Source organism: Methanobrevibacter sp., assembly GCF_045611865.1.
In the GTDB taxonomy this organism is placed as follows: Archaea; Methanobacteriota; Methanobacteria; order Methanobacteriales; family Methanobacteriaceae; genus Methanocatella.
Genome location: NZ_JAZKXX010000062.1, coordinates 26,727 through 48,211 on the forward strand (window position 1 = coordinate 26,727; position 21,485 = coordinate 48,211).

Sequence of the window (21,485 nt, forward strand, 5' to 3'; positions counted from 1 at the left end):
GAATATTATGAATAGTATTAAAGAGAATTTTGCTAAATTATTTGATGATCCAAATAGAGTTACATTAAAAGATTCCTTGATGAATTTAACTACAGAATACGATGATTATGAATTTAAAGAAATTGAAATTGAAACCCCCATTTTAGCAAAACACATTATTGGAATGGCCAATACAAATGGAGGAATAATTATACTGGGTGTAGAAGATACAGAAAATGGCCTTAAACCATGTGGCCTTGAAATTAATACTGATACAACTGACATGAAAAAACAGTTGGCAAAATATTTACCTCATGAATTAAGATATGATATTCATCAAATTGACTATGATGAAAGAGATGAATGGGGTGATTTGAAAAATAAGTCCTTTAAAATTATAAAAATCGATTTTACACCAGAATACATCCCCTTTTTACCTATTAAGGGGTCTAAATATTATGAGAAAACAGATGTTTTCTGTAGAAAAAATTCAAGCACAACCCGATGCGAATATGATGACTTACAAGATATTTTTAATAAACGAAAAAGTATTAATCGTTATGGAATTAGTGCTTTAACACTTAGAAATGAATTAGAAGAGTTAAAAATATTATCTTCATACAATAGTATATTTTATCAAGCACTTTATATTTCAAATCCTTCATTTATAAATACAGTTAAAGATTTCGAAAGAAGAAAAATAAAATATATTGAACAAGGATTGAATATTGAAGATATAGACTAATTTATTCATAATATACTTCAAATAGACTAGATATTGTATTTATTACTAGAACAATAAGAAAAATAATTATTAGGTATTATTGATTAAAAAGAATTTATTCTATTTTATTAACTATTTCTTCACCTTTATCTGTAAGTCGATATAATCTACCCTTTCTAACTTCTGGATTAATGCATTCAACAAGTTCATGTGCTTTTAATTCCGCTAGAACCTTTGAAATATGGTTTGTTCTAATCCCTGAGTTTTTAGCTATTTGGGATGGTATCAAAACTTCCCCATCCAAGGACTTCATTACTTTAGTCCTGTACTTTGAGATATTCACATAGCTAATTTCAGTTAACATTTCATCAGACAATTCCATACTATCACTTATGAACTTCTTACAAAATAAATTGTATCATTATCATAGCTACTTAACGCATCATATGCTGCTTGTGTCATGAAGCGGAATTTTCCAAAGACTCCCTAATCAACTCCCATGTATACCTACCCTGAAGATTTAGCAAATACATTTGTATTTCTTCAGAATGCTTCAATGAACTAACAGAGTATGAATCAGGATTCAATATCCTATGATGTGCTTGAATCCTTAATAACTATAATGGATATAGTATTTAGTTACACAAACTACACTAACACTGTTACTGAATAGCTTAATTTATTGTTAAATTTATTAATTCAATGACCCTTCTTTTGTAATCATCATTTTTATTGTAATAGTTTAAAATTATACAATATTCTCTAATATCATTCACATCATCCAAATATTTTATTAAAAAACAAATTAATTCTTCAGCAATGGTTTTTACTAATGTTCGATCGTATTGTGTAATTTCATCATGTTTATTTTCATGAACAAACGAATTCCTTTTTTTATAAATTATATCTATTTTATCAATCATAGACTCGAAATTGTTGAAACATTTCAAGATATTTATCATGAATTTCTTTAATTGGGTATCTTTCATGTCTCCACAGATATCTTTTAATATTTTTTCACTCAATGACCAAAATTTAATGAATGAATTTTCTAACATTTTTTCGTTTGAAGCCAAATAAAATAAATAAAAATATTCCTTTATATAATTAGAAATTTTATTTTTATTCTTTGAATTAAAATTTTTAATTAAAAATTCATTTAAATTAGTATCATTCCATTTAGATTTTTCAATTTTATTGGCTGAAATAATAAGTTTATGTTGAGCATATAAATTAATAACTTCATTGTTTTGTTTTGTAATTATAACAGCATTACATTCTAAATCTGAAATTTGATTATTTAATGCCAAATCATTAATATGAAACTTAGTTAATACACGATCAAATTTTTCAATGAATGTTAAATATCCAAAAAATGAATAAACTTCTTTCAATGCATTATATTTAATATAATTAGCATCTCTAACCTTTTCGGCATATTTAAACATTACGCAATTTAAATCAAAGTCTTTTTTTATATTATCTAAATTATTTTTATAATAATCAGAATCAATATAACCTCCAATTTCATTTTCATCAATTTTAAAAATATACTCTTTAAAATCAAAAATATCTAAATTAAAAAAACTTAAAATATGCTTAAAATTCTGATTATGAAGAAGTTCATTACTAATATTTGTATACACAACAGCATTCAAATATTCTTTTTCAATAGACCTTTTTTGAGAAATATAATATTTATTTACTTCTAATAAAAATTCATATAATATTATATCTTCAGAACAATCATTTAATGATTTAAGAATATCTTTTATTTCCAAATAATCTATTCCATGATTATTAAAAATATTCCTAATATTAGTCAACTCAAGTAGATAAAATATGATATTTTCATAATTGAATTTTAAGTTAATACGGTCATCATGTTGAATATTTAAAGTTTCAATTATGATTTTTTTTAAATTATCAAAATCATTTAATGATTTTTTATCATCATATTTAATTTGTTTATCAAATAACTCTATAAATTCACCACAATTTTCACAAAATTTTGCTTTATCAGTAATATCTGCATTACAATTAGGACAATTACTCATATACTTATATTAATAAATATTATTTTATAAAATTAACATGTACCATAAAATTACGGCATATTACCATACAATTTAAAATTTATTCACAACTTATGATAATCTAATTTGTTTCCCTCTTATCAGTTAATCTATACCATACACAATAGTATCTTCCAGATTACAGCTTTCAACAAGGTTATGGTCTTAATTCCAAGAACTTTTGAAATATGATTTGTTCTAATTCCAAAATTTCTATCTATTTGGGATGCATCAAGATTTATACTCTAAAGATTTACTTTGATTATATGCTTTGAAATATTTACATTAGATAATTTCTGTTAACCTTTCATCAGACAATTTTTCCTAATATCCGTTAGGAACTTCTTACAAAATAAATTGTATCATTATCATAGCTACTTAACGCATCATATGCTGATTGTGTCATAAAGCGAAACTTACCAAAGACTCCATATTCAACGCCCATGTAAACCGGGCCTGTTGATTTTGCCAAATACATCTGTATGCTTCCGGAATGCTTTAATGGTATCACTGAATACGGATCAAGAGATTCTGTTTCCCATGATGTTCCATTATACTCCTTAATGGCCATAACAGAACTGGTAACAATAGCTACACGATAACCTGCACTGACGCCTGTAGGCAATGTTGTTGTAGTTAATATTTGATCAACTGGCAGTTTCCAGCCTGCCTCTTCATCACTACCTTGGCCAGCGGCTCCGGTTGCACCAGTATCACCTTTTGGTCCACTTGCTCCAGTGTCTCCCTTAGCTCCGCTATCACCAGTATCTCCTTTAACACCTTGAGAACCTGTATCTCCAGTGTCACCTTTTTCTCCTTTTATGTTTCCTACGTTTTCCCAAGCATTATTAAGCCAAACATAAAGGGAACCATTAACCAAATAGCTATCGCCATCATTGCCTGTCGGATGAGCATTAACTAATTCCTGGTAAGTGTTATACGAACCTTTAATAGTAGTACCAATGCCAGTAGCTCCAGTGTCCCCCTTTGCGCCGGCCGGTCCAGTATCTCCAGTAGCTCCTGTGTCTCCAGTATCTCCCTTAAGTCCTTGTTCTCCTTTTTCTCCAGTTGCTCCAGTCTCGCCCGTGTCTCCTTTATCACCTTTCGCACCAGTTTCTCCCTTATCACCCGTATCACCTTTTGGTCCTGCCGGTCCGGTATCGCCGGTATCTCCTTTCAGTCCGGCTAACTGTTCCGGCGTAAAATCGTCATAAGTGAATGCGTCACCAGTATCTCCTTTTTCTCCGGTATCTCCGACTACTCTTCCGATTGCTATCCATTCTGTTTCACTCATTGTTTTCCACCTCGTGTGTCCATGGTTCTATTTCTATACTTTCAAATTGGATGTGTCCTCCTGCATCATAAATCATTACTGCCGGATAAAATGTATCGAATGTTATCTTATCGCTTATATCTCCTTCATAAGAATATATGGAATTTGAACCTGCTCTTATTGTTGCTTTAACATATCCGTTGTCGTAATATAAATCAAAGTAATAAAGTTGTGAATCCAGTGTCAATTGTCCTGAGCTAACATTCAATTCCCTTACCACATGGTCAGATGTTGAATATTTCAATCCTTTCTTACTTGGATATGCACCCAATTCCAAAATCTTAGTGTCTCTGTAGTGGCTTAATGATTTTGAATTGACTAAAGCTATTGCATCTCCCCATCCCTGATTGCTGTCCTTTTTCTGATAGATGGCTACTTCCATATGAATTCCGTTAGTTCCGCCAATGCCTCCGGAATATACTTTAGGTATTGCCATTACAACACTTGAGCTTCCCACATCTTTTGCTAGGTTATATACTTCGGAATAATTTACCTCGCCTATGTTAAAGGTGTGTGAAATGCTTGTTGGGTATTTTACAATGTCATAACTGTCAGTATTGTAATCCCACGCATAGTCTGAAAAGCTTACAAATGGAACGCAAGTATAATTGACGTTTATAGCTTCCTTTTTTCCGACTTTACAGACAACTGTTCCAGTAGCATCCTGAACATATTGCACAGTAACAGCGGAATTTCCATTGCTGTTGGTTCTAACAACACTATGAACTCCATCAATCCACCAGTCAACCGGGACTCCGGAATCCTGTAATGTTACGCTATATTCGAATCCTCCAGGTGTAATTATTGTTGATTTTACTGTGTTCAATACAGTCACTGAAAACATCAGAACAAGTCTTTCTGCGAGTTCAAATATTGTGAGTGTATTGTCCCACCAGATATTATACTCAGTCAGTTTGTTTCTGATTTTTGTTCTTGTTGTTCCAAGTCTTGTGTTTTCTAAAATAACATTGCTTGCTATGCTCACATTAACATCCTCCCTATTCCGGTTCATAATATATTCTGGTTTCCCATGCATTGCAGGTGGTATGGCTATATGATTTGTAGCCGTCAGATCCGTATGCGCCAAATACTATCTCATCTGAATTCCATGTGTCAAACGGATCCCAAGTTCCAGACATCAATTCATTTCCATTTGTGTCTTTGAAAAGGTAGCTCATCTCATAGTCATCGCCTTTCTCCAGAATCATTGTTCCTGAAGGGAAGGCATGGTCATTGTCATGTACTGAACTCCTCTCCAATCCCCATCCGTCATCAAGTGAGAATACTCCAGGATATCCTCCAACGGAACCTATGAATGTTCCTGTATATCCGCTGGCATTGTAGTCTTTAACCATTCCTGATTCGCTGCCGTTTGCATCTATCAGAAATCCTATTCCCATAAGTCCGTTCCATCCGTCGGTTATGTTGAATTTTGATTCTATTCTCCATCCGTTATTGTCCCCGTAATAGAATGTTCCTGGTGTTGTGATGAATTTGCCGAATGCTGCTGTATAATACCAGTCGTCTTCTTCGAATTGGTCTTGAGTGGTATCATTTGTATATGCGACATGATATTTTCCATTGTTGGCACTTGACCATGTTGCAGCACTGATGTTTGCCATCTTATACAATGTTCCTAGTTTTCCGGCAGTGTTTGGGTTGACATTAACATCCGTTTTGAATATCGGAAGAATCTCATACTTGTCTATCAATTGATTGATGGTATCGGATTGACTGTAGCTAATCCCAGCATTTGTTAATCCTGTTCTTAAATTGTTTCTTAATGATGTCAGTCTGGAATTCATTGTCTGTTCATTAGCTAGAATCTGTGAAAAGTCGGGTGGTGTAAATGTCATTTAGTTAGCTCCCCAATAGATTTAAGTTAGCGGTTTGTGTGGATGTTATTGTTCCGATGCTTGTTTGCAGGTTTTCAATAGCTGTAGCTACCGGTGCATTTTTAATTGCGTTTGTTGTATCTGTAGTGTCTAGGCTGCTTGCTAGATTGACTGGTCCGGTTGCACCTGTTGCTCCAGTATCTCCTGTGTCACCTTTAGCACCAGTATCACCTGTCGCTCCTGTGGCACCAGTGTCTCCCTTAGGTCCAGTTATTTCATCGAAATAAATAACGGCACCTGTATTTGCACCTGAAAATATTATCTGTCTGTGGGCATTGTCTTTGTATACATCAATACTTTCACCATCATCTCCGGTGTCTCCTTTAGCACCAGTATCACCTTTTGCTCCGGTTGCACCAGTATTTCCTGTATCTCCTTTCGGACCAGTTTCACCTGTTGCTCCTGTATCTCCGGTATCGCCTTTTGGCCCTGCAGGTCCTGTGTCTCCGGTGTCGCCTTTAGCACCGGTTGCTCCTGTACTTCCTGAACTAGCTATTTTAAAACAATTAACGTAATTGTATTCATCAGAATCTTCTACCGGATGTAAAGCCAAAAATTCACCTGAAGAATCTTTAATAGCTCCGTTTTCGCTTAATTTTATTTTATCAGCAGGTGAAATATCACTAACATTACCGGCCAGTTTGAGTCTGTATAATTGACCTAACACTAACACACTGGCTTTTCTATGGCCATTATCCATAACGACAGGATCATTAACGATAATGCCTATCGGCACTTCATCATTGTCGCCTGTGTATTTTTTAACCATTTCTTTTCCTATCTGTGAATTTGGAGAAATTGCAACGGTATCTTCAGGATATAGCTTATCAGTGTATTCATAACCGATATCCTGGCCGGTTTCTGTTACTACTTCCTTTGATGTTATATCTCCATCATCCAGGAGAAATGTAGTGACTTCTTTTCTTGCTTCCAATAAAACTGTTTGATTTGACATTAACATCACCTATTTTACATTAACACTTCATATATGTGGTCACCTTTTACATTTGGGTTGCATTTGATATTCATTCCATATTTTCTTGCTTCACTGCAGAAATACAAGTCTTCAGACAATATTGTGTCGTTATCATAGATTACATATTTGAAATATGGATATGCCATTTTTCTAAAGACATTAACATTAACGAGACTGATTCCAAGACCGCCACCTTTAACTTCAAACGGATCATTGAGTTCTGACAATGTTTTTGCATAAATCATGTTTTCACCCGTGAAGTCTTTTCCAAAATCAAAGATAACAGACTCATCTGTTCTTGTTCTCTTCTTGAAATACCATCCTAAAGCAATGTCTGACTCACATTCCAATAGCTTTAAAAGAGCGTCCTTTGGAACACTAACGTCTGAATCTACCATCAGCACGTAATCAAAGTCATGTTTGATTGCTAGTTTAGCTATTTCGTTTCTTGCACGTGCACAGTCATAGCCTTTAACGTAATCAAAGTAGAGATTAAAATCCTTAGGATTTGTCAGGCCATAGATGCTTTTGAAGCATTCCGGTTTGATGGTCTCAAAGGTTGGAACTGCAATGAGGATTTTACCTTTCATTAACTTCCTCCAGCTTTTGAAGTCTTTCATCCAAATCATCAATAACGTCCTTATCTTCCCGCTCGCATCTATACTCATAAATATCAATTAATCCAACAATGACAATGGCTAATGTAAACGGCAATAGTCCTTCGATTAAAGCATACTTTGTGGCATTGGTCATGATAATGTTGATGGCAACTGCTGTTAAAACAGCACTTGAAATTGTTTTGGTAAAGTTGCATATGATTATCTTCTTTTTTAATTGGTTCATGATAGCAATATCCTCCAGAGAAGTTTATTGTTTTTCAGGGTAGCCCAAAACTCTTTTAGCTTTTTGTTTGGCGTCTTCCACATCTCCTTCGCCTCTTATTCTGCTTGCGTAATGACTGGCTATTCCCAATACGATCATGAGAATACAATAAGGAATGGTGTTTTCACTGATTCCCAATGCTTCTGAGTATAACATGATTATTGGAATAGCTGTAACAAGAAATGAAGTTAAAATGTCAATGTCCTTTCTGTTTTTCTCCAGGAATTCGTAAATCATTTAAATTTCCTCCTCTTTATATGTGTGGCTTAAGATTACTCCGTCAACAAGAATCTTTTCTTCTGACTGGTATACTTCTTCAGCGTTTTCTTCTATTTTCATCCAGGACTCGTACTCTTCAACGGTTTCAAAGTATTTTATGTATTTCATTGTGCCTCCCAAGTTATTGAGTAGTATAATATTCCATCTTCGATTTTAAATGATATTATGGGTTTAACGGCATAAGGATATCCTGAATCGACGTATCTTGTGCCGTTCCAGTAGAACCAGTGGCCTGTTGACTGGTCGATGTATGGTCCTTTGTTTTCTAAAGTTCCGACGAGTTTCCTTATTGTCATGTTAATCCCCCACTAATAATATTATATATTTTATTATGTAATTTATTATATAAATTATTATTTATTTTATATAAAATATACATTTTGGCCATCATCACAACCTTCCCATTCCATGTACAGTTTGTTGTCTTCCCATACGAACCTTACATTATTGACAATAGCTACATCCGGAAGCTCACAATAGGTAACACCATCTGCATCCTTGACATAATTGGCCTGTGCCATGATGTTTGATTCTGTCGGTACGATCATATTAACGACATGTGTGATTTCATCCTGTTCAAAACTGCAGTCTCCAAGATCAATGCAGTTCTGAGATTCCGGATACATTTCCACCTCAGACATCTGACGGTAAACTCTAATGTAATCTGTATCCTCATTATTTTGGAGATTAACTATTGACAATAGTCTTAAATCATGGCCTTCAACCGGATTGCATTCACCGTCACTGTCAATGTAGATTCTTGTATTTGGCAATATATCTTCAGCTACTGGCCTTTTGAGTTTCAGTCTGAAAACATCACCAAGCACTGCCACAGTAACAAGAGTCAAACCTGAAGTCTTGACTTGGACTTTGCCTAAAAGATAACCGAAAGCCAGTTCACCTGCCTGAGCTTTTCTGACTATTGTATGCTCCATAGTTGAAGACATGTCCAATGTTACCATATCCCCTACCGCACACTGATTGGAACAAATCCAAGCAGTATGCTCATCATTAACATATGTCCTTTCGCCCTCATCAAGAAGGCAAGCTATTACGTCCATTTTCTGCGTATGTTCAAGGCCTGTCGGATATCCACGGCCATGTCCTATTGTTGATGAATCCTGATAATCTATAATCATTTTAAAACACCCAATCCCAATTATGGTTAATAATTTTATCTGGAATATGAAGTCCAGTATCGCTCATGTCCTCATCATTGGCATCCCACATTAACGTTGAGCCTTTGTAAGCTTTGGTATACTCATGACTTCCTTTATATAATCGAATGCCAGTTTTATCCCTTTCAGTTACAGTTACCTGGGCAATTCCATTAGCTGCAAACAATGGGGATGGAAATACCATCATCCATTTCAAATCAACATAGTTGAAATCTTCAAAATCAGTTGTAGCATACAATGTTGGAGAGATTTCAATCTCAGCATAATTGGATTGATAAATTTTACTTGGATTGTTCCTGCTGAATCCTTCAAGATAATCTGATGTATTTGATGAACCGGTTCCCACACGGTCATGAAAATGATATTGTTTCCAGTTTCCCTCCTCATCACTTCCCTCGTTGTAGGCGTCAAATGAACTGGCCAATACTAAAGTTTTTGCACCAGTAAACATGCAATAATCTTTTTCACCGCCCCAATAGCAGGTAGTGGCTTTTACATTGGACTCATCAGGTGAGAGAGTTCCATCAATTTGCATCATCATGCCTCCAATGGTTGAACCATGATATGTTGCATTATCATTAACAAAAACATTACCGTTAATATATTTGAATCTGGCTACAACAACACGATTGTTGGCTAATGGTTGACCTGAAGCAAATGTTGTAAATAAATCAGTTGGAGAAGTTCCCTCAAGGTTTGGAACAAATCTGGCTCTTAAGAAATGCCCTCCATCTGTTGAATCATTATTTGATGATAAACCTGAGTAGTTCATGAAAAATTGTGAGTATGTATCATTATTTGCATCAAACATTAATACATCATTACCAGTTGATAAAGTGCTTGAAAATGCTGTTCCGGTATCATGAACGTCCAAGAGTAGCTTTGTGGTTTGTGAAATCTGGCCAACAGGAACTCTTGCAAGTATTGCTGCGCCTTGAGATCCATAAGCTGGAATGTATAATGCCTGACATTCAGTACCGCCAATTGTTTTGATCTTCAGGTTTTTCAAATCACTTCTGAAATAATTGGAGTAAGAACTGCTGGCTAAATTATCCAGGAAGATATAATCATAGCTTGATGAATAGCTACTGCTCCTCTGGTTGTAATTGCTCATGACAATATTGATTTGTAATTTTTTCTGCAATGTCATAATTAATATTTTATTATCCTTTTTATATAAATTATATAATAAAAAAAGTAATATTAACATTAACATTAACGATTCAATATTCGGATTTTGTTTTCCCCTACACTTTGATATATATATGTGTGTTGAAAACAAGTCGAATATTAACAACCACGATTGTTAATGTGATATATGCATCAGATAATTAAAACCAGAACCCTGCTTTTGATTTAATTGACATTAACATTGATAAATTCAATAAGCAAAGTATGATTAGAAATAAAAAAAGATTTATTCCCCAGATATTTTTCGGCCCAGTTCATAGGCTCTTTTTAAATCTTTGGGAAATTGTGTTTTATTGCTTTGATCTTTGAGTTCAGGGTCAAACATATTATTCAGATATGCGGAATACTGTTTGAACTGTTTTGTATCATAAACATATAGCGCTTCACATTCTCCAAATATGTTTGTAAGATATCCCCTCATTATTGCAAGCTGGTCTTCACCATTGAAATAGCTCATCTCTTCTGTGACATTCATTGTATAAATCATTGCGGTTTTGATTTCTTTTTTGATTTTGGAAATTCTGTTTCCTTCCTCATCAAGCAGATAAGTGTCTGCTGCAAACAATAGCCTTTCAAGGAATGCCTGAGCAGAAGATGTGATTGAACCGTAATATATTGGTGTGCCTATAACAATTGCATCTGCCTTAAGACATTTTTTAAGAATCTCTTTTAAATCATCCCTCCAATAACATAATGGATTTTCTTTATTTTTCTTTAGGTGACATGCAAAGCAGCTCATGCAACCTTTAAAGTCATAACTGTATAAATCTATATATTCAACTTCAGCACCATTATCTTCAGCGCCTTTCACTACCTGTTTACATAATTCTGCAGTATTAGCCTTTTTCCTTGGACTCGCATTAAGAACAATTACTCTCATGATTATAATATTTCAAAATTAAATTAATTAAATTTAATCAATAACATTAACGATAACAATAGCCTTAGCCAAATCCAGATTAACATTAACCTCAGCCATTATCAGAAACTTGCTTTTGAAAAGTAAATCCTCTCTTGTCAGGATTGTGTAGGTAAACAACTAATAAAAGATTATGTTCCGTCCGAGCGTAAGCGAGGACTGGACGCCTTGAGCGTTAGCGAAAGGCTATACTATAGACATAACAATAATGTCATTGTCAAGTCCGAGGAACAGGGGCTTGTCCCCCTGTTCCGAGTTTATGGATTTGGCATAGATGAATTTGTCAAATTTAAGAACCGACCCTTTAGCGGTCGGTTCGGGGTTAAGTTTGGTAAACTTAATTATAATTTTTAAGGAGAAGCGTCACATTAAACACTTCCCCAACAATAACGAGTTTCCTACATATCAAAAATTTTAGCTCCGGTGAAAAGCAATAAAACACCATCATCGCTAAATTCTGGTACGATTAAAACCCATATCTTTTAATATCTTATTATATTCTTCACGAGTTGTAAAGGATGGTGCATCTTCATCTCCAGTGTTGCCAGTTTCACCAGTTTCTCCAACATCACCAGAGTTTGAAGGATTGCGGCCACCAGGAGTTGAACCATCATTACTAGCTTCAATTTTAATTCTTCTCTCAGCCAGTTTTTCCATTAATTCCATATCAACATCACCGGACAATAGCTTATCAATTATCTCTTTATCCTGAGGGTTTTCATTATAATTAAAGTTGTATTTGGCTTCGTATTCTTTTATTTTCCTTTCGTTTTCAGCTTTTCTTAATTCAGATAATTCTTTTAGAATATCATCTTTAGAATCTATAAATTCCTTATTTTCTTCAATAGCTTTTTTAATCTCATCATATTTTTTAGATTCTTCTTTAAGATTATTTATTTCATCCTGAAGCTTTCCAATCTCAGCATCTTTACCTTGCAGCTTCTCTAAAAGCAAGCTAGTTGCGACATTAGCATCTTTGCTAGGTGCAGGCTGAGGTTGTGGTGCAGGTTCAGGATTTCCAGTTTCACCAGTTATTTCAGAATTCAATAAGGTAATTTTTCTAGGGTTTTTAGTTACACCGACATCTATTAAGCTCATAGTATCAATTCCAAATGAATCTCCTTTATCTTTTAATAAGACATCAACTTTAGGAGATAGGCCTTTTCCTTCCATATCCAGTTCGTCCGGAACTTCAATGAATAGCTTACCTTCCTCATATTCAATATTATTTCCGATGCCAACGTAGATATTGTCATGCTCTGAAGTTAGTGGAATTCCTCCTCTATAGTTTTCAGCTATTAGCTTTAGATCATCTTCGCTCCATATTACAGGTTTGTCAAGTCTATCATCCAGGTCGGAGTAGTCATATGATCCGATTTTAAAAAGTTCATGTTTCATCTTATCACATTTTATTATATTATTTATTATATATTTTATTACTTATTTTATATAAACTTTTATTATAAAATAATTCAAATAACATAAATTCCAAATACAATACCATGGGTGAAGAGAATCTTATGGATACAAATAGGCTTGAAGCTTTTTATGATGCAATCATTGCAATTATAGTGACAGTGCTTGTTTTGGAATTGCCTCAGCCTGCAACAGCATCCCTTGCATCAATCTGGGCTTTAAGAACATCCTATTTCGCATACTTCATAAGCTTTCTTGTGTGCGCCAACCTATGGCAATACCACCACATTATCTACAATCATGTCGACAAAATCAATACAAGGATAATCTGGCTGAATATCCTTTTGATGCTCGTTTTTTCACTTGTTCCTTATATTACGACTTTTGTTGCAAACAACCCCAATTCATTCATTCCGCAGGCGATATATGGCCTGGACTTCATTGCGGTTGACATAATTCTATTTGTAATGGCAAAATCATTGCTTAAAGTCAACGAGGAAAACAGGGACTACATAAAAAGGGCGATGAACATTCAAACAGCATTGTACACTCCTTTTGTAATCTTCATATTTGGATTTGTCATTGCGCTTTTAGGCTATCCGATTGCAATAAGCATATGCTGTCTGATAACAATGGTAAGGTCAATAATAGCTTCCCTGAGAAGCTAAAAAAGGATTGAAGCATAATTATACTTCAACCCCACTTTCAGTTAGGATTCTCTCACCTACAGGCTGTTCCTCTTCAAAGTTGGAAAGATAATTCTTATAGATTTCATCACCTTCAGAAGACAATTCCATAATGTATCTTAAAACATCATCTCTTGAATAGCTGAAGTAAATATCTAAAGTTTCACTAACTCCCATTAATTCCAGCTGCATATTCAATAGCTGATTGCAATACTTTAACACCCACTTCTGGTCATTTGCAACATTAACAATGAAACCAGTAATTGCTGAATCGTTAATGTATTCCGCAACGTTCTGGTTGGATTTCTCATTACCTGCCTGAGACTGTGGAGTTACAAAAGTTCTTAAAATATTATTCCTAAAGATTTCAGTTTGTCTTGTATAATCGGACTGGTAGTTGTTACCACCTAATATTTTGGATTCAATTCCTGGGGGTACAATAGCTACATTGCTTCCGGCAGTAGTTCCATAATCAGCATAAAGATTTTCCTTAGCAGTGGATGAAAGTTCAGTAATATATGGTTGACCGTTTGCATCCATTGCAGGTTTAACTTCAATAATATTATCTTTATTAATTCTCTCTACCTGATTTCTCTCCAAATTACACTTGTGGTATATATCATCAAGGCAATTCAGGATAATGCTTTGCGCTTCTGAGTAAATCTCATTATACATGAAGTTAATAACATCAGTTGGTTCGTACTTGACCGTTAATGTTCCCTCTTCAACACTGACATAGTTATCAAACTCTTCCGGAGATCCGTTAACAATATCCTTAGGCATTTCATGAAGGTATAGCTGCACTTCATTATCGTCATTGAATTCTTTTTTTAATCCGTAACCGTGAGCGCCGATTTCTAAAAATATAGGTTTAATGTATTTGCCTATGGATTTATCCCATCTTTGTACTGGCTTAATCAGACCTTCTCCATCAACCATTCCTCCCTGTAGAATATTTTTAGCTACTTGGGAAATGTCAATTTTTCTGGCCCATAAAATCAAAGTTAGTTTCTGTTCCTGAGATAATTTGTTTTCCTTATCAACAAGAACCATATTTACATTAGCTTTATCAATTCTGTTTTTCAATATTCCTGAAGTGTAACCGTCAAGTTTAACAGCATAACGGGCATTAGCTATTGTCTTATTAATAACTGGTGGAAGTGCATCAGGCAAGTCAAGACCAGTATTGATCCCATCAGTTTTAGGCTGCCTTTCATCTTCACCCCAATAGCTGCGCTTGGTGTTGTACTGCTCCACACGATTATTCAATAATCTTGTTTTTATGTAATCAGTAATTCCCATATTAATCATTTTATATTTTTTATTATATTATATATTATATTTTTTATATAAAATATATAATAAAATTAATGTAAACTTTGTGGACTATTTGTAAAAATTAAAGTTTAATATCAATTAATTATTTGGCAAGCAAAACTAGTTTAATTAATATAATTGAATAAATTATTATAATAATAAAACTATCTTTCATCTTGATAACTTCTATGTCTTTAATGGTGATATTATGGAAAAACTTAAAAATTTAGAAGATATGTATGAATTAATGGAAACAATAAATTCAAGTAATTATTCAAATATTAAAGAAAGGATTAATTCATTTTTAAAAGAGACAATTAATGAAGAAAATAAAAAAGCCATTAAGTGTGAACATACATGTTTGGAATTTAGAATAATTGATGCTAAGGTTGACGGAGTATTCACTATTGAAAATAATGATGGAAAAATGGTTACGATTCCTAATTTAGATAATCTATCTGAAGAAGATTTTAAATACATTGAAAATAGAATGAATTCCGTTAATAACAAGTTCCTTAAGTTTAGATATTCAGCCATATTATGTAATAAATATCCTCATATTGATAAAGCCAGAATATGTTCAGATTCATCTTTTGAATTAATTAATGATGTGGAAAATGAGATTATTGAAAATAAATCAATCGATAGTTTTTATGTTATAACAATAATTAATTCTTATAGATTTTCATTTAAATTTGGGTATAATAAATCCCGAATTAAAAATAAAATAATTGAGATTATCAATAATGAAAATTATTGGAATAATGAGCTTTATTTAATTCCTTGTAAATTAATTCAACATATTTTAGATGAAAAAAAGAATTTCAGAGATGTGGGCAATTTAAATACAATTTGTTGGAATATTTATGAGAATATTAGTTCAATAAATCCTCAGGGTGCTATTGATGTTCTTGAATTGGGTGAGAAAACTGATAAAAACTCACAATACAATTGGAGATTAGAAATTGGTAAAATGTATGAATGTCTCATGGATCAGAATGATAATGCAAATATCAAGGCAGATTTCTGTATTTTAGCTAGTGAAAATTATAAGAAAGGTGGTGCAAATTCAGAAGCAGAGGCCTTATTAAAACAGTATGAAAAATTTTCTGCAGATTTTCAATATTTCAAACATTCTGAAGAAATAGAAAATTATTCTGAAATAATGGATGGGGTATTTGATTATGCTGACCGTATTGTTGAAAATTGTAGTTCTTATGAAATTTTACAATATTTGATGAATGATCCAGAATTAACAAAGCATCATAAGGGCGGTTTAGAATTTGTTGAAAAATCTAAGAGGGATTTTCCTTTATTGCATGCTTTTTCAAAAAATTTACGTGACAAAAATGGATTTGTCATTGAAAAAATCGTATCGGATGAAGAAAAAGATAATCATGCTGTTATGGAATATTATTCATGGGGTATTTCAATTTTTTATTTGCCTTTCATTTCACGAATAATCAATACTGCATATTTTAAAGGAAAATTATCTCCAAAAATTGTTTTACAATTCCTAAAAGAAGAAACTTGGTTGGGTTGGAGTGAAATCCCAAATGTGGGAGAAAATCCCTATTTCATGATGATTGTCCCAATAATTAATAATTATTTTTATGAATTGGAATTAATTTATTTGTATAATATCCCACAACCTAACTTTATTTTAACTATTGATTCATTAATTTTAAAAATTGAGGGGATGCTTAAATTAGTTTACAGTATTGACAATGTTATTAAAGAACCAACCGGCGATGGAGCAACTCAGGATAAATCTTTAAATAAGCTATTGGAATATGGAACTTTTGATTTAATTTCTGAAGATGATCTTTTCTTTTTTAAATATTTGCTAATAGATAAATCTGGACTTAATTTAAGAAATAAAGTGGCACACTCTTTAATGAAAAAAAGAGATTATTATTGGGGTAATGCAAATTTATTGATTTTAGCATTGCTTAAAATATGTGCATTTAAATTAAATTTAAAAAGGAATGATTAATAAGGGACTGGTGAATTCAAATATTATTTTCCAAAATTAAGATTTATGGGCGGTAGTTATGGGCATTGATTATAATTTTACAATGAATGAGGAAATCGGTGATAATTTAGTAAATCTAATTGAAAATCCGGAGTATACATTAAAAAATTTTGTTTATGATTTAATCATAGAACCTGATTATTCATTAAATGAATTTTCCATATCTGATGATGAATTAAGTGAAGTATTATTGAAGTTTGTTGAAAACAATAAACTCTATTTTCCAAAATTTAACACAAAAACTAATAATGTTCAAGAAGAATTCTTAAAGTCATTTGAAGAGCATTATACTACTTTAAAAAAAGAGCGTGAAAAACAAATCATGATTGCGACTAATAATCTCCCCATTGATTTGATTAACAATTCTTTAAATGATTTTATGAGGGTTTCTGATCAAGTTATGCAAATATATGATTCTCCAATAATTAATCAAGCCGTAGAAATGATGAGTCTTCAAAGTCAGATGATAGCTCCATTTATATCTCAAGTTGATTTATTTGTTAAAATGATGCCTCCAATTGATCTAATTAAAAAGTTAACCTTAACAAATGATGCATTAACTAGAGTTCATGAAAGTTTTAATTTAATTAATTGGAATCAAATTAATTTAATTGCAAATACGGCTATGCAAACATTTGCAAATATTAATTTGAATTTAATCATTATCGAAAAAGAGATATTTGCAAGAGAGTTATATTCGTGTGTTTGTGAAAGTGATGATGATTGGATAAAATCTGTTTTCACATTAGATTTTATAAGAAGAATAGTTTTTGATGACTGGTGGATTATCCCAACAATAGATAAGGAATATTATGAAGAATTATCCAAAAGTGATGATGAAAACTTTAACCAATTCTTCTTAAATAATTATTATGATAATCCTAATTTAATAATAGAAAAAGTTAATGGTTGGCGATTATCCGATATTCGAAGAACTGTTATTGAACAAGCCATATTTAATTATATGAACGGAAAATATGAGGCTGCTGTAATTATTCTTACATTACAGCTTGAGGGAATATTGAGGGATGAATTGGGTGTTAATAAAATGTTTGGGGGTTTAAGGAAATCTTTAGAAAATAAGTTAAATCAATGTACTAATGATGATCCATGGGAAAAATTTTTAAATAAAGTTAATATAATGTTCATTTCTGAAATATTGAAACCATTAGGTGATGATATAGATTTTAAAGAAGATATTGGACAAGTAAATCGGAATGGAATAGCACACACAGGGGTTGTTGATGCAAATCAAATTGTTGCTTTGAGGTTGATTTTTATAATAGATACTTTAATTTATATAACTGGAAATCTTTGAGTTTATGTCCTTAATCTTCAACTTTATCAATTATAATAATTATTCTTAGAAAACCTGCAATAAATTTTATAAATTAATACACTCGGTTAACAGATAGAAATGTTAACTTTTTCCATATTTTGATTGGTAATTATTTATTATATTAATCATTATTTTTTTTATATAAAACAAGTAATAAAACTTTTGAAATATGGGGCAAATTTAAAAGTAATAAAAATATATATACCTCTTGTTTGTATATTATAATTTGAGAGCGAAAAGTAGTAAATATTTTGTATAGTATACGGGCAACAAGATTTTTAAATGATTTATGGTCTTTATAAGATCTATTAAACTTTAATATTTATTTCAGCACATGATAACTTGGTATCGGTTATTAAATAGGTTAATCAATAATTATTCTTTCTTATTTTCATAAAAACAGTTTTTAAATAATTATTTTTTAAGGCTGTTTTGGCTGTTTTTAGGCGGGTGCTTATATTTTGTATAGTATTGTTGGTATAATACTAAGCATCAACATTTCTCAATACATTTAAAAAATTTATGTGGTTGATGATTAACATGTTTTTTGGTTGATGATTAATTTTTTAAAGTTCTTTAAATTACTTATTTTCATGATTTAAACGATTCTAATTATAGTTAGTTACCAAACTTTTGTTATAAATGTTTCGAGCCATTTGTCATAAACTTTCGTTCCAGAAATCGATTTATTGTAGGTTTTTATTGTTAATTCTTGTAAAAATTCTCTTGATTCTAGATAATAATGTTTAATTTCTCGTTTCATTTGTCTCCATATTTGTTCTATTGGATTTAGATGTGGGGAGTATGGTGGAAGGTATATTAATGCAATATTGAGATGTAGTGCTATTTTTTGATGAATGCAGACTTGTGAACGCTGTAATTATCTAAGATTAAACATATTCTTTGTTCGGTTTGTATTTTTGTTTTATGTTTTCTTTTTCCAGTAGATTTAAGGTTATTTTTCTTCTTATTTCTCTTCTTTTTTTCACATTATTGATTGATTCTCGATTGCAGTGTTTTCCGATGATTCTAGCAATTGTTGAGGTCGTATCATCTTTATATTTTTCAATTGTTTTTATTATTTTTTCTGTGAAAACTTTGTTATTTTCATTGTTTTCCATTAAAATTTCATCTATTTCTTCATCAGTTAAGTTAACTTCTTCGATTATTTTATTTAATAATTTTACTGTATTTTTGTTTTTTGTATTAGCACATCTTAATTCTAAGAGAGCTATTGCTATTTCTGGTGCTGTTGAAGAATTTGTGATTGTGATGGTTGAATTTCCATTAATTGCTAAGGATCCTGTGGCATTGATTTTAAATTTGTAAGGATTTACAGTTTGTGTGTGTTTTGTTCCTTTTTTATATAATGATTTTTGAGTGTAGGGTTCATTTTGGAAGGATGCTTCATCAAATAAGACAATAATATCTTTTGAAGATAAATTGTGTTCTTCTAAGTTTTTTTTAGCTGTTCTTCTGCATCTTCAGGAGATTTCGAAAATTTAGGATATGCTTTACTGTAATTGTATCCTAATTTCATCACAATTTTTCCTATTTGCTTTAAACTATAATCTACATTAAATTTTTCATTAACAAGAAGATGTACATCTTTCATTGACATATTTGGTGTTTCTTCAATGATTTTATCTAATTCAATCAATTGATCATAATTTAATTTTGATGGCCTCCCTCCGCCAAATGATGGTTTTAATCCTTCTAATCCTTCAGATTCGCAAGTTTTTATCCATCTGTGGACTGTTTGATAGGATTTTCCCAATATATTTGCAGCATCTGCAATTGTATTTCCTTCACTAACTATTTTAACTGCAATTAACCTCTGATAGTACCTATGATAAGCCACATAAGCACTTATTTCTTCATCTAAAGCAGTTTTTGTCATTTTGTTAAAAACATTAATTTTAGATTTTCCTGACATAATTTATTATTTGTCAGTCATCTATAATAAAAGTTTGGTTAGTAACTATAAATCACAAAAAATACTACCTAATTTTAAATAGAAACTAAAAAATCATCAACAGGTCTAGAATAGTTAATATTATAAAGCTCCACAATCCGATTTTCATCTTTTAATAAGTGATGTTTGATGAAAAAATAAAAGAAGTAAAGAGCCAAATTATATAGATAGACAGCAAAAACTAATTTAATTGGCTCTTTTTTGGAGATGTTAAATTATAAATTTTCATATAAGTTCATATTATTTTTAGTTTTTTTGCAGTTGTTTGGTCTACTTTTCCAGTTACTTTTAATCCTTTTGATTTTTGGAATTGTTTCACTGCATTTTGTGTGTGTTTATCATAGATGCCATTTACTTTTAAATTATAGCCTTTATAATACCCTTTCTTTTTAAGGGCATTTTGTATTTTTTTAACCATAGCTTTATCCTTGCTGCCTTTTGAAACAGTTTTGAACTTAACTGACACTTTAACGTTTGCTTGGGATTTTTGATATTTGCTGTCTCCTGCAAATGTAATTTTTGCATTGTAATTGCCCACTTTATTTATAGCAAAAGTGACTATTCCTTTACTATTGGTAGTGCTATAGTAATTTTCACCGGCAATAGTAAGTTTAATCTTTTTAGATGCCACGGGTTTTTTATTATTGTCCAGGAATTTTATGGTTAATTTTTTGCTGTCCTTATAATATTTTACAAGATTATTGGCACTTAAAGAAGTTTTGATCTTTTGAATTTTTACAGTAATATCTTTATTCTGATTTCTATAATCATCATCAGCAAAACTTATTTTAGCACTATAGGTTCCAGGATTGGAATTGATGGAAAATCTTGCTGTTCCATATTGATCTGTCTTTTCACTGTAAGTTCTTCCAGATATTGTTAAGTTAATGGTTTTGTTGGAAAGACCATTACCGTTACCATCTGTTATTTTCACTTCTAACTTTTTGTTTGATTTGTAATATCCTGTGAAATCATTGACTGTGAGTTTGGAGTCATTTTTCAATTTCACTGGAATTTCCAGTATTTGATCGTTCAATTTGGCATAAACTGTTCTTACATTTGCCCCCGGTGAATAGGTTATTGCAGCGGTTCCGTTTTCGAGGACGACATTACCTATTGTTCCGGCATTTGTATAAAATTTAACAGTTAAAGGCAAGTTAATGGTCTTATCATAATCATATATCTCTTTGGTTTCATTATCGAAGTATTGGTGCAGGCTGACAGTCAATATGTTGTTTTTGTCCTGTTGTATTATTTCATTATTTGATGTGAAAGTCATTATCAGC

Annotated in this window: 27 protein-coding genes; 5 read left to right on the forward strand and 22 right to left on the reverse strand. The window is 31.9% G+C overall.

Features of this window, described 5'->3' with window-relative positions:
- The first annotated feature begins 7 nt into the window (after positions 1 to 7).
- Positions 8 to 724, forward strand: coding sequence for a helix-turn-helix domain-containing protein (locus ACKI32_RS07120; protein ID WP_405309036.1), 717 nt, complete (start codon positions 8 to 10; stop codon positions 722 to 724).
- A 94-nt stretch (positions 725 to 818) separates the two neighbouring features.
- On the opposite strand, the gene ACKI32_RS07125 is transcribed toward ACKI32_RS07120, so the two are convergent.
- The 17 genes from ACKI32_RS07125 to ACKI32_RS07205 all read right to left on the reverse strand — a co-directional run bounded on the left by ACKI32_RS07125 (position 819) and on the right by ACKI32_RS07205 (position 12,829).
- The gene (locus tag ACKI32_RS07125; protein ID WP_405309035.1) at positions 819 to 1,085 is read right to left on the reverse strand and encodes a transcriptional regulator; all 267 of its coding nucleotides are present in this window, start codon (positions 1,083 to 1,085) and stop codon (positions 819 to 821) included.
- A 76-nt stretch (positions 1,086 to 1,161) separates the two neighbouring features.
- Positions 1,162 to 1,290, reverse strand: coding sequence for a hypothetical protein (locus tag ACKI32_RS07130; RefSeq protein ID WP_407414906.1), 129 nt, complete (start codon positions 1,288 to 1,290; stop codon positions 1,162 to 1,164).
- Between the two features lie 87 nt (positions 1,291 to 1,377).
- Positions 1,378 to 2,484, reverse strand: a complete 1,107-nt coding sequence (locus tag ACKI32_RS07135) for a hypothetical protein (protein WP_407414908.1) — start codon at positions 2,482 to 2,484, stop codon at positions 1,378 to 1,380.
- A 628-nt stretch (positions 2,485 to 3,112) separates the two neighbouring features.
- Positions 3,113 to 4,072, reverse strand: coding sequence for a hypothetical protein (locus ACKI32_RS07140; protein WP_407414910.1), 960 nt, complete (start codon positions 4,070 to 4,072; stop codon positions 3,113 to 3,115).
- Positions 4,065 to 5,096: a hypothetical protein gene (locus tag ACKI32_RS07145; protein ID WP_407414912.1), complete on the reverse strand. Its 1,032-nt coding sequence runs from the start codon at positions 5,094 to 5,096 to the stop codon at positions 4,065 to 4,067. Before ACKI32_RS07145 ends, ACKI32_RS07140 begins: the two co-directional genes overlap by 8 nt.
- A 13-nt stretch (positions 5,097 to 5,109) precedes the next feature.
- Positions 5,110 to 5,967, reverse strand: a complete 858-nt coding sequence (locus tag ACKI32_RS07150) for a hypothetical protein (protein ID WP_407414914.1) — start codon at positions 5,965 to 5,967, stop codon at positions 5,110 to 5,112.
- A 4-nt stretch (positions 5,968 to 5,971) separates the two neighbouring features.
- Entirely contained in the window at positions 5,972 to 6,961 is a 990-nt protein-coding gene (locus ACKI32_RS07155; protein ID WP_407414916.1) for a hypothetical protein, read from the reverse strand.
- Positions 6,962 to 6,975: 14 nt separating this feature from the next.
- Positions 6,976 to 7,572, reverse strand: coding sequence for a glycosyltransferase family 2 protein (locus ACKI32_RS07160; protein WP_407414918.1), 597 nt, complete (start codon positions 7,570 to 7,572; stop codon positions 6,976 to 6,978).
- Positions 7,562 to 7,825 (reverse strand): hypothetical protein, encoded by a 264-nt coding sequence (locus ACKI32_RS07165; protein ID WP_407414920.1) that lies wholly within the window; start codon positions 7,823 to 7,825, stop codon positions 7,562 to 7,564. Before ACKI32_RS07165 ends, ACKI32_RS07160 begins: the two co-directional genes overlap by 11 nt.
- 24 nt (positions 7,826 to 7,849) lie before the next feature.
- Positions 7,850 to 8,101: a hypothetical protein gene (locus ACKI32_RS07170; RefSeq protein ID WP_407414922.1), complete on the reverse strand. Its 252-nt coding sequence runs from the start codon at positions 8,099 to 8,101 to the stop codon at positions 7,850 to 7,852.
- Positions 8,102 to 8,263 carry a hypothetical protein gene (locus tag ACKI32_RS07175; RefSeq protein ID WP_407414924.1) on the reverse strand — a complete coding sequence of 54 codons (162 nt, stop codon included), beginning with the start codon at positions 8,261 to 8,263 and terminating at the stop codon, positions 8,102 to 8,104. It abuts the gene before it with no gap.
- Positions 8,248 to 8,439, reverse strand: coding sequence for a hypothetical protein (locus tag ACKI32_RS07180; RefSeq protein ID WP_296811474.1), 192 nt, complete (start codon positions 8,437 to 8,439; stop codon positions 8,248 to 8,250). The genes ACKI32_RS07175 and ACKI32_RS07180 overlap by 16 nt, the downstream gene beginning before the upstream one ends.
- A gap of 66 nt (positions 8,440 to 8,505) precedes the next feature.
- Positions 8,506 to 9,282, reverse strand: coding sequence for a hypothetical protein (locus tag ACKI32_RS07185; protein ID WP_407414926.1), 777 nt, complete (start codon positions 9,280 to 9,282; stop codon positions 8,506 to 8,508).
- Between the two features lies 1 nt (position 9,283).
- Positions 9,284 to 10,471: a hypothetical protein gene (locus tag ACKI32_RS07190; RefSeq protein ID WP_407414928.1), complete on the reverse strand. Its 1,188-nt coding sequence runs from the start codon at positions 10,469 to 10,471 to the stop codon at positions 9,284 to 9,286.
- Between the two features lie 267 nt (positions 10,472 to 10,738).
- Entirely contained in the window at positions 10,739 to 11,392 is a 654-nt protein-coding gene (locus tag ACKI32_RS07195; RefSeq protein ID WP_407414930.1) for a flavodoxin family protein, read from the reverse strand.
- A 33-nt stretch (positions 11,393 to 11,425) separates the two neighbouring features.
- Positions 11,426 to 11,551, reverse strand: a complete 126-nt coding sequence (locus ACKI32_RS07200; protein WP_407414932.1) for a hypothetical protein — start codon at positions 11,549 to 11,551, stop codon at positions 11,426 to 11,428.
- Positions 11,552 to 11,881: 330 nt separating this feature from the next.
- Complete coding sequence (locus ACKI32_RS07205) at positions 11,882 to 12,829, reverse strand: hypothetical protein (protein WP_407414934.1); 948 nt, start codon at positions 12,827 to 12,829, stop codon at positions 11,882 to 11,884.
- Positions 12,830 to 12,951: 122 nt separating this feature from the next.
- Here ACKI32_RS07205 and ACKI32_RS07210 point away from each other — a divergent pair, with 122 nt between their 5' ends.
- Positions 12,952 to 13,515, forward strand: coding sequence for a TMEM175 family protein (locus ACKI32_RS07210; protein ID WP_407414936.1), 564 nt, complete (start codon positions 12,952 to 12,954; stop codon positions 13,513 to 13,515).
- Positions 13,516 to 13,533: 18 nt separating this feature from the next.
- On the opposite strand, the gene ACKI32_RS07215 is transcribed toward ACKI32_RS07210, so the two are convergent.
- On the reverse strand, positions 13,534 to 14,844 hold the full coding sequence (locus ACKI32_RS07215) for a hypothetical protein (RefSeq protein WP_407414938.1): 1,311 nt from the start codon (positions 14,842 to 14,844) through the stop codon (positions 13,534 to 13,536).
- Positions 14,845 to 15,058: 214 nt separating this feature from the next.
- On the opposite strand from ACKI32_RS07215, the gene ACKI32_RS07220 reads away from it, so the two are divergent.
- Complete coding sequence (locus tag ACKI32_RS07220; RefSeq protein ID WP_407414940.1) at positions 15,059 to 16,846, forward strand: DUF4209 domain-containing protein; 1,788 nt, start codon at positions 15,059 to 15,061, stop codon at positions 16,844 to 16,846.
- A 58-nt stretch (positions 16,847 to 16,904) separates the two neighbouring features.
- Positions 16,905 to 18,203: a hypothetical protein gene (locus ACKI32_RS07225; RefSeq protein WP_407414942.1), complete on the forward strand. Its 1,299-nt coding sequence runs from the start codon at positions 16,905 to 16,907 to the stop codon at positions 18,201 to 18,203.
- A 643-nt stretch (positions 18,204 to 18,846) separates the two neighbouring features.
- Here ACKI32_RS07225 and ACKI32_RS07230 read toward each other — a convergent pair.
- Together ACKI32_RS07230 and ACKI32_RS07235 are read right to left on the reverse strand one after the other, a co-directional pair.
- Positions 18,847 to 19,083 (reverse strand): transposase, encoded by a 237-nt coding sequence (locus ACKI32_RS07230; protein WP_407414952.1) that lies wholly within the window; start codon positions 19,081 to 19,083, stop codon positions 18,847 to 18,849.
- Positions 19,084 to 19,114: 31 nt separating this feature from the next.
- On the reverse strand, positions 19,115 to 19,345 hold the full coding sequence (locus ACKI32_RS07235) for a hypothetical protein (protein WP_407414944.1): 231 nt from the start codon (positions 19,343 to 19,345) through the stop codon (positions 19,115 to 19,117).
- Positions 19,346 to 19,418: 73 nt separating this feature from the next.
- On the opposite strand from ACKI32_RS07235, the gene ACKI32_RS07240 reads away from it, so the two are divergent.
- Positions 19,419 to 19,553: a hypothetical protein gene (locus tag ACKI32_RS07240; RefSeq protein WP_296851874.1), complete on the forward strand. Its 135-nt coding sequence runs from the start codon at positions 19,419 to 19,421 to the stop codon at positions 19,551 to 19,553.
- Positions 19,554 to 19,677: 124 nt separating this feature from the next.
- Here ACKI32_RS07240 and ACKI32_RS07245 read toward each other — a convergent pair whose 3' ends face one another.
- Together ACKI32_RS07245 and ACKI32_RS07250 are read right to left on the reverse strand one after the other, a co-directional pair.
- The gene (locus ACKI32_RS07245; RefSeq protein ID WP_407414946.1) at positions 19,678 to 20,160 is read right to left on the reverse strand and encodes a transposase; all 483 of its coding nucleotides are present in this window, start codon (positions 20,158 to 20,160) and stop codon (positions 19,678 to 19,680) included.
- Positions 20,161 to 20,434: 274 nt separating this feature from the next.
- Positions 20,435 to 21,485, reverse strand: a 1,051-nt coding sequence (locus ACKI32_RS07250) for a peptidoglycan-binding protein (protein ID WP_407414948.1), incomplete at its 5' end; no start/stop codon positions are given.

What these genes read in the sequence shown, in the direction of transcription:
- ACKI32_RS07170 (WP_407414922.1), bottom strand. Translation starts at nt 8,101, where the DNA reads ATGATTTACGAATTCCTGGAGAAAAACAGAAAGGACATTGACATTTTA.
- ACKI32_RS07225 (WP_407414942.1), top strand. Translation starts at nt 16,905, where the DNA reads ATGGGCATTGATTATAATTTTACAATGAATGAGGAAATCGGTGATAAT.
- ACKI32_RS07120 (WP_405309036.1), top strand. Translation starts at nt 8, where the DNA reads ATGAATAGTATTAAAGAGAATTTTGCTAAATTATTTGATGATCCAAAT.
- ACKI32_RS07155 (WP_407414916.1), bottom strand. Translation starts at nt 6,961, where the DNA reads ATGTCAAATCAAACAGTTTTATTGGAAGCAAGAAAAGAAGTCACTACA.
- ACKI32_RS07215 (WP_407414938.1), bottom strand. Translation starts at nt 14,844, where the DNA reads ATGATTAATATGGGAATTACTGATTACATAAAAACAAGATTATTGAAT.
- ACKI32_RS07150 (WP_407414914.1), bottom strand. Translation starts at nt 5,967, where the DNA reads ATGACATTTACACCACCCGACTTTTCACAGATTCTAGCTAATGAACAG.
- ACKI32_RS07180 (WP_296811474.1), bottom strand. Translation starts at nt 8,439, where the DNA reads ATGACAATAAGGAAACTCGTCGGAACTTTAGAAAACAAAGGACCATAC.
- ACKI32_RS07210 (WP_407414936.1), top strand. Translation starts at nt 12,952, where the DNA reads ATGGATACAAATAGGCTTGAAGCTTTTTATGATGCAATCATTGCAATT.
- ACKI32_RS07125 (WP_405309035.1), bottom strand. Translation starts at nt 1,085, where the DNA reads ATGGAATTGTCTGATGAAATGTTAACTGAAATTAGCTATGTGAATATC.
- ACKI32_RS07195 (WP_407414930.1), bottom strand. Translation starts at nt 11,392, where the DNA reads ATGAGAGTAATTGTTCTTAATGCGAGTCCAAGGAAAAAGGCTAATACT.
- ACKI32_RS07245 (WP_407414946.1), bottom strand. Translation starts at nt 20,160, where the DNA reads ATGTCAGGAAAATCTAAAATTAATGTTTTTAACAAAATGACAAAAACT.
- ACKI32_RS07160 (WP_407414918.1), bottom strand. Translation starts at nt 7,572, where the DNA reads ATGAAAGGTAAAATCCTCATTGCAGTTCCAACCTTTGAGACCATCAAA.
- ACKI32_RS07140 (WP_407414910.1), bottom strand. Translation starts at nt 4,072, where the DNA reads ATGAGTGAAACAGAATGGATAGCAATCGGAAGAGTAGTCGGAGATACC.
- ACKI32_RS07190 (WP_407414928.1), bottom strand. Translation starts at nt 10,471, where the DNA reads ATGACATTGCAGAAAAAATTACAAATCAATATTGTCATGAGCAATTAC.
- ACKI32_RS07165 (WP_407414920.1), bottom strand. Translation starts at nt 7,825, where the DNA reads ATGAACCAATTAAAAAAGAAGATAATCATATGCAACTTTACCAAAACA.
- ACKI32_RS07220 (WP_407414940.1), top strand. Translation starts at nt 15,059, where the DNA reads ATGGAAAAACTTAAAAATTTAGAAGATATGTATGAATTAATGGAAACA.
- ACKI32_RS07185 (WP_407414926.1), bottom strand. Translation starts at nt 9,282, where the DNA reads ATGATTATAGATTATCAGGATTCATCAACAATAGGACATGGCCGTGGA.
- ACKI32_RS07235 (WP_407414944.1), bottom strand. Translation starts at nt 19,345, where the DNA reads ATGGAAAACAATGAAAATAACAAAGTTTTCACAGAAAAAATAATAAAA.
- ACKI32_RS07205 (WP_407414934.1), bottom strand. Translation starts at nt 12,829, where the DNA reads ATGAAACATGAACTTTTTAAAATCGGATCATATGACTACTCCGACCTG.